Source organism: Variovorax sp. P1_H12_2, assembly GCF_056405335.1.
Genome location: NZ_JBFUCI010000404.1, coordinates 1 through 5,810, shown reverse-complemented (window position 1 = coordinate 5,810; position 5,810 = coordinate 1). Strand labels below are relative to the sequence as shown.

At 64.3% G+C, this 5,810-nt stretch carries 8 protein-coding genes; 7 read left to right on the top strand and 1 reads right to left on the bottom strand.

Annotated features, from left to right (window positions below):
- The first annotated feature begins 148 nt into the window (after positions 1 to 148).
- The 7 genes from AC1D2K_RS28425 to AC1D2K_RS28395 all read left to right on the top strand — a co-directional run bounded on the left by AC1D2K_RS28425 (position 149) and on the right by AC1D2K_RS28395 (position 5,264).
- A complete protein-coding gene (locus AC1D2K_RS28425) occupies positions 149 to 997 on the top strand; it encodes a hypothetical protein (protein WP_478092936.1) in 849 nt (282 codons plus the stop codon).
- Positions 994 to 2,346: a replicative DNA helicase gene (locus AC1D2K_RS28420; protein WP_478092934.1), complete on the top strand. Its 1,353-nt coding sequence runs from the start codon at positions 994 to 996 to the stop codon at positions 2,344 to 2,346. Before AC1D2K_RS28425 ends, AC1D2K_RS28420 begins: the two co-directional genes overlap by 4 nt.
- Before the next feature lie 72 nt (positions 2,347 to 2,418).
- Positions 2,419 to 2,994, top strand: coding sequence for a hypothetical protein (locus AC1D2K_RS28415; protein ID WP_478092932.1), 576 nt, complete (start codon positions 2,419 to 2,421; stop codon positions 2,992 to 2,994).
- A 122-nt stretch (positions 2,995 to 3,116) separates the two neighbouring features.
- Positions 3,117 to 3,641: a hypothetical protein gene (locus AC1D2K_RS28410; protein WP_478092929.1), complete on the top strand. Its 525-nt coding sequence runs from the start codon at positions 3,117 to 3,119 to the stop codon at positions 3,639 to 3,641.
- Positions 3,641 to 4,318, top strand: a complete 678-nt coding sequence (locus AC1D2K_RS28405; protein WP_478092927.1) for a hypothetical protein — start codon at positions 3,641 to 3,643, stop codon at positions 4,316 to 4,318. Before AC1D2K_RS28410 ends, AC1D2K_RS28405 begins: the two co-directional genes overlap by 1 nt.
- The gene (locus AC1D2K_RS28400; RefSeq protein ID WP_478092925.1) at positions 4,315 to 4,998 is read left to right on the top strand and encodes a hypothetical protein; all 684 of its coding nucleotides are present in this window, start codon (positions 4,315 to 4,317) and stop codon (positions 4,996 to 4,998) included. Before AC1D2K_RS28405 ends, AC1D2K_RS28400 begins: the two co-directional genes overlap by 4 nt.
- A gap of 86 nt (positions 4,999 to 5,084) precedes the next feature.
- Complete coding sequence (locus AC1D2K_RS28395; protein WP_478092923.1) at positions 5,085 to 5,264, top strand: hypothetical protein; 180 nt, start codon at positions 5,085 to 5,087, stop codon at positions 5,262 to 5,264.
- Between the two features lie 103 nt (positions 5,265 to 5,367).
- On the opposite strand, the gene AC1D2K_RS28390 is transcribed toward AC1D2K_RS28395, so the two are convergent.
- Positions 5,368 to 5,810 (bottom strand): DUF1501 domain-containing protein (locus AC1D2K_RS28390; protein ID WP_478092921.1); only part of this gene is annotated, 443 nt, incomplete at its 5' end.

Genomic DNA, 5,810 nt, shown 5'->3' with positions numbered 1-5,810 from the left:
GGATCTCGCATTATCGCGACGCTCTGTCTCGCGCGACGGCGTTGGGTGACACCGAGTTGGCCGCGGCCTGGGACCGGGCGATGGTGCGAACGGAGCGCCTTTCCGCCCAGTTCGTGACGCGTGCGGCACCGTCGGGAGGTCGTGCCTAATGGCCCGCATTCGCACGATCAAGCCGGAGACGTGGACCAGCGAGCAGGTGATGAACCTCTCGCCGCTCGCTCGCCTCGCGTTCATTGGCTTGTGGAACTTCTGCGACGACGGTGGCAACCACCCGGCCAGCGCTCGCACGCTGAAGGCCGAGGTCTTCCCGTCCGACGACATCGCGGCGACCAACGTGGAATCCCTCGTGGCCGAAATGCTCGGTCAGGAGCTGCTGATGACCTACGAGGCCGGCAGCAAAGTCTTCTGGCACGTCACTGGCTGGCACCACCAGCGCATCGACAAGCCGACGTTCAAGCACCCGCCTTTCTCCGGTGAATCGGCCACTGCGCGCCGCGCGGTCAGTGATGAATCGGCACCGACTCCCAGGGCGTTCGACGAGCATTCGTCGAACGATCGTCGAATCATCGACGCGGCCTCGACCCCGGAATGGAAGGGAGAGGAATGGAAGGGAGAGGAAGATAAAGAGGCTATCGCCTCTGTCGGCAGCGGACTGCCGCCGTGCAAGACCCAGGCGATCGTCGACCTGTACCACGAGGTTCTGCCTGAACTGCCGGCTGTTCGTTTGATGAATGACTCGCGCAAGCGGGAGCTGTCGAAGCGCTGGCGCTGGGTTTTGACCACGACCAAGCTGGACGGCAGCCGCCGCGCTCAGACTGCAGAACAGGCGATGACGTGGTTTCGCGATTACTTCGACCGGGCGCGCGACAACGACTTTCTGATGGGACGTGGGCAGAAGGCGTCGGGGCATGAGGGTTGGCGCTGCGACCTCGATTTCCTGCTCACGGAAAAGGGCCTGAAGCACGTGATCGAGAAGACCGCGGAGGTGGCAGCGTGAAGCACGACCATCAAGCCGTCGCCGCCATGGCCGTGCTGGAGGCCGAGCACAGCCTGATCGGCGCTCTGCTGTTGGACAACGGCGCCTGGGACCGGATTGGCGACACCGTGAAGACCGAGCACTTCTACTCCGACCGCAACCGCACGTTCTTCGCCGAGATCTCGCGCCAGATCGTCGCCGGCAAGCAGTGCGACGTGGTGACGACCGGCACAGCGCTCAAAGACCCCAAGGCGTTCGCCGAGTTGAACGCGCTGGCGCAGTACGTGCCGAGCGCGGCCAACGTGAGGCGCTATGCGGCTCTGATCGTGGAGCGCTACCAGAGCCGGCAGTTGATGGCAGTGAGCAGCGCGGTCACGGAACTGGCACAGGACCACGAGCGCAGCATCGAGGAGCGCATCGAGGACGCCCAAGGCCAACTTGTCAAGCTGATCGGCGAGGCGCCGCGCGACGAGTGGATCGGAGCGGCCGAAGGCATGGCGCTGCACACGTCGTTGCTGGAGGACCGGGCGTCCGGCAAGACGACTGCGATGGCCACCGGCCTGGCCGACCTGGACGAATACCTTGAGGGCGGCATCCGCCCCGGCGAGCTGGTCATCATCGGCGCGCGGCCGAGCCAGGGCAAGACCGCGTTGGCCATGACCATCGGCATCAACATGGCCGAGCGCTACGCGGTGGCGATGCTGTCGATGGAAATGYCGCACACGGAGGTGCGYGACCGCCTGACGGCCATGATTGGCGGCGTCAGCCTGTCGGCGGTCAAGCGCCCGAATCTCGGGGCCGGCCTGCAGTGGGATCGCGTGGTGGATGGTGTGGATCGCGCGCGCAACCTGAACTTCGCGGTGTCGGACCAAGGCGGCCTGAACATCAACCAGGTGCGCGCGAAGGCCCGGAACGTGAAGCGCCTGCGCGGCTTGAAGGTGCTGATCGTGGACTACATCGGGCTCATGTCGGGCCTGGACGGGAAGCAGTCGCGCGCCTACCAGCTCGAGGAAATCAGCCGTGGCCTGAAGACGCTGGCCAAGGAGCTCGACATTGCCGTGGTGTGCCTGGCGCAGGTCAACCGCAAGGTGGAGGAGCGGGTCGACCAGACCGCGGGCCTCAGCGATCTGCGCGATTCGGGCGCCATCGAGCAGGACGCCGACATCATCCTGTTCATCAACCGGCCGATCCAGGCCAAGCCCGATCTCGGGCCAGAGTGGCAGTACTACGCCAAGGTGAGCGTGGCGAAGAACCGCCAGGGCCGGTGCGGCGTGCTGAGCCTGAGCTACATCGGCGACCAGACGCGTTTCGATGGCTGGGAAGGGCCGGCGCCCACTCGTAATGCTCGTGCGAAAGGCGGCGACCTGTGACCCAGCCGAGCCCAAGCATCCCCCACCAAACGACCCGGCACCACGGTCAACCCAAATTTAACTGGAGAAACTATGACTGAAAAAGTGACCGGCGAGCCGGAACAGCTCAACCCTGAGTACCGGGCTCTCCTGGCCGAGATGATGACTGTCCTGCGCGAGCAGGGCGAGGCCGCCATCGAAAATGAGTGCCACACGTTCAAGTTCGCGCGCATGCTGACCCTGGCGCCTGAAAGTTACTACACGCTGCTCGAAGAGAGCAAGCCGGGTGCCGCGAAGGAGTGGCGTGCCTGGGCGGCGAATCAGATCGAGCGCCACGACTATGCCGAGTTCTTCGCGCTGCTGAAGCGAGTCGGTGACATCCGCCGCGCCGAGGGCGACGAAGCGCTGGACGGCCCGGAGCACGCCGGACTGTTCGTGCGGCTGATGCGCACTGCACCGCCACGCTATCGCGCCGAGGCTGATGCCCTGGTGGAGCAGTCAGGGCTTGTCCCGCCGGCCACGCACGTCAACGAAGACGGCGAGCCGGTCTTCAGCGTGCAGCAGATCGCCGAAAAGCTCGGCGTGGCCGTCGAGGAGGTCGACGCGTTTGTAGGCCAGCACATCAACCCGGAGGCCCTCTACCGTGGCGAGGTCCACCCCATCCAGTGAGCCGGGAGCATCGTGTCCCCCCATAGAGGTCGCCCACCGCTGCCGTTCTCAATAGCATGGCCCGATGAAAAACGCATCGCAACCTTCGGGGCCTCGCCTTCTCACATTCCAGGAATTCACTCATGACCATTGAAATGCTCAAACACGCGGTCGAGGACGGGGGCGAATCCGCCCTTGTTCTCCTGTTCTGCTCGTCTGCTTCCACCRTGAAAATCTATGAGGACCGCATCCCGTTCGACCCGTCGACCGATACCCTGACATGCGATTTCAAGCTGCTTTGGGGTCGTGCTGACCTGGTCATCAGCCACTTCGATGGCAGCATGATGGTGATCATTGCGAAAGATGGCGGCCGTGGTCATGACCACGTTGTGGCAGGGATCGGCGACGCTTCTCTGTGTGCGGCCCAACTCGCTTTGATGTTTGGCGCGAAGGTACCGGTGCGTGCGGCATTGCTGTGGTCCGCGGCCGGAGATTTGCTGCTCGATGCCCTGATCGAAGACGCCTGCTTGGCGGCGAACGTCACGCCCTTGCCGTGGGGCCCTCTGGAGCGACATCTTTCCGCCGCAGCAAACAGCATCAATCAGTTCGCCGCTGGCGCGTCGCACCTCGCCGACGTGCATGCGGAAGCCAAAGGGCAGGTGCACTGATGGGCCGCCGTTCGGATATTGACTGGGACGCGATCGAGCGGGAGTACCGCCTCGGCCAGAAGTCCAACAAGCAACTGGCCGCCGAGCATGGTGTCCAGGCGAGCACCATCGGCCGCCGTGCTGAGAAGCATGAATGGGTTCAAGACAAGGCCGCGGAGGTTCGAGCACGAGCTGACAACATGCTCTTGAAGGCGACTGCGAAAGCCAGCGGAAATGCAATCGGAAGAAAGCAATCGGAGAATGCAACCCCCGATAGCTTTGAAATCAAAGCGGCCGCCACCGTCCGGGTTGATGTCGTCCTCGGGCACCGGAAAGGCCTCGGTCGGATCTCCAGCATTCGCGACACGATGCTCGATGAGATCGAGGCTCAGACCAGCCAGATCGATCTGCTGACCCAGATCGTTGAGGTCGCCCGCGACCCAGGGGAGAGCGGCATCGACAAGCGAAACGACCTACTGCAACGCATCATTGCGCTGCCCAGCCGCGTCGAGTCGCTCAAGAAGCTGACCGAGATCGACGAGAAGGTACGCAGGGGTGAGCGCGAGGCGTACAACATCGAGTCCGGCCAGCAGGCCGGTGACTCCGATTCTCTGGCATCGCTGCTGGCCAAGATCGGCCGCAGCAGCATGCCGGTGGTGCATGACCTGCCGGACGACGACGAGGCGGCCACGCCATGAGCGAAGCGAAGCACCCGGTAACAGACTGGCCGGTCATCGAGGCAGACTACCGCGCCGGCATCAAGTCGCTGCGCACGATCGCAGGCGAGCACGGCGTAGCCGAGTCCACCATCCGCAAGCGCGCGAACAAGGAGGACTGGGCGCGCGACCTTGGCGCAAGGATCCAAGCCAAGGCGGACGCGCTGGTGCGTAGTGCCGCGGTGCGCARCGAGGTGCGCACCAAAACGCGCGTCCCGGAACACGTGGTCGTCGACGCCAACGCGGGCGCCGTGTTCCATGTTCACATGAGCCAGCGCTCCGACATCCAGCGCTCCTTGGACCTCTGCCGCAAGCTGTTTGGTGAGATTGAGGCGCAGACCGACAACGTCGAACTGTTTGCCAAGCTCGGCGAACTGATGGACGAGTCCAGCACCGACGCCGAGACCGGGCGCCAACGCCGCGACCTTCTGAATGAGGGATACCGAAAGGCACTCAGCACGGCGGGTCGCGTCGACTCAGCCAAGAAGCTTGTTGAGATGTTGGAAAAGGGTGTGCGCATGCAGCGCGAGGCCTTCGGGATCAAGTCGGATGACGGGGGAGGCCTCCCGCCTGCGACCGTCCTGACCGATGCCGAGCGCGCAAGCCGCCTGGCCACATTGATCTTCAAGGCTCGCGCGAAGATGGAGACCGATGACACATGACCGAGAACTGCCCAAGCCAGTCACACACGACCACGTCGCTACACCACAGAAGACCCAATGAACCTCGATAGCTGATCGGCGCTCGCATGCCCAGCCGCAAGATCGCGAAGTTGACCGACAAGCGCCACGACAACGTCAAGAACACCATCGAATCGCTCGCGGAGAGCGGGGCGATCGGTGCTCCTCAAAGTGAGGAATACCGCGACAAGCCTTGGCCGTACTACCCACCAGTACCGGGTCTGCAACGCTGTTCTCAAGGTTGCTGACGTTCGCCAGCGTCCGGTCTATGCGAGCCCAGTACAGCCGTTTTGGGCCCCCCAACGGACCTCCGCCTCGCTCCAAAGCGGTAGGTCAGCCGGTGCCGCTCGCTCACGCGCGCAGCAGGCGAGGCATGGGCTTGCCTTGCGCGGCCCCATAGGGGAAGAGCACCTTCGAAATCCGGTCCTGCTCCAGCGCGAAGCTTTCCGCACATGCTGCAGTGACCAATGCGTCGAGTGCCAGCGTGGGCTTCAGATCGCGGCCTTCGAGCAGGTTGGCGCTTGAGAGCCCGGGCCAATCCGCCACGATGCACCCGCCCTGCACGGCGCCGCCGATCAGCATCGCTACCGCACCGGTGCCGTGGTCGGTGCCGCCCGTGCCATTGGCCGCCACGGTCCGCCCGAACTCCGTCGCCACCAGGATCACCGTCTTGTCCCACGTGGCTCCCAGTCCCTCGCGCAATCCGGCAATCAGGCCGTCGAGGTTCTTGAGCTGCGTCGCCAGGCGCGCGTTCTGGCCGCTGTGCGTGTCCCAGCCGCCGGTCTCGATCATTG

Excerpts from the sequence above, each read along its gene's own strand:
- AC1D2K_RS28405 (WP_478092927.1), top strand. The coding sequence starts at position 3,641 with ATGGGCCGCCGTTCGGATATTGACTGGGACGCGATCGAGCGGGAGTAC.
- AC1D2K_RS28425 (WP_478092936.1), top strand. The coding sequence starts at position 149 with ATGGCCCGCATTCGCACGATCAAGCCGGAGACGTGGACCAGCGAGCAG.
- AC1D2K_RS28395 (WP_478092923.1), top strand. The coding sequence starts at position 5,085 with ATGCCCAGCCGCAAGATCGCGAAGTTGACCGACAAGCGCCACGACAAC.
- AC1D2K_RS28415 (WP_478092932.1), top strand. The coding sequence starts at position 2,419 with ATGACTGAAAAAGTGACCGGCGAGCCGGAACAGCTCAACCCTGAGTAC.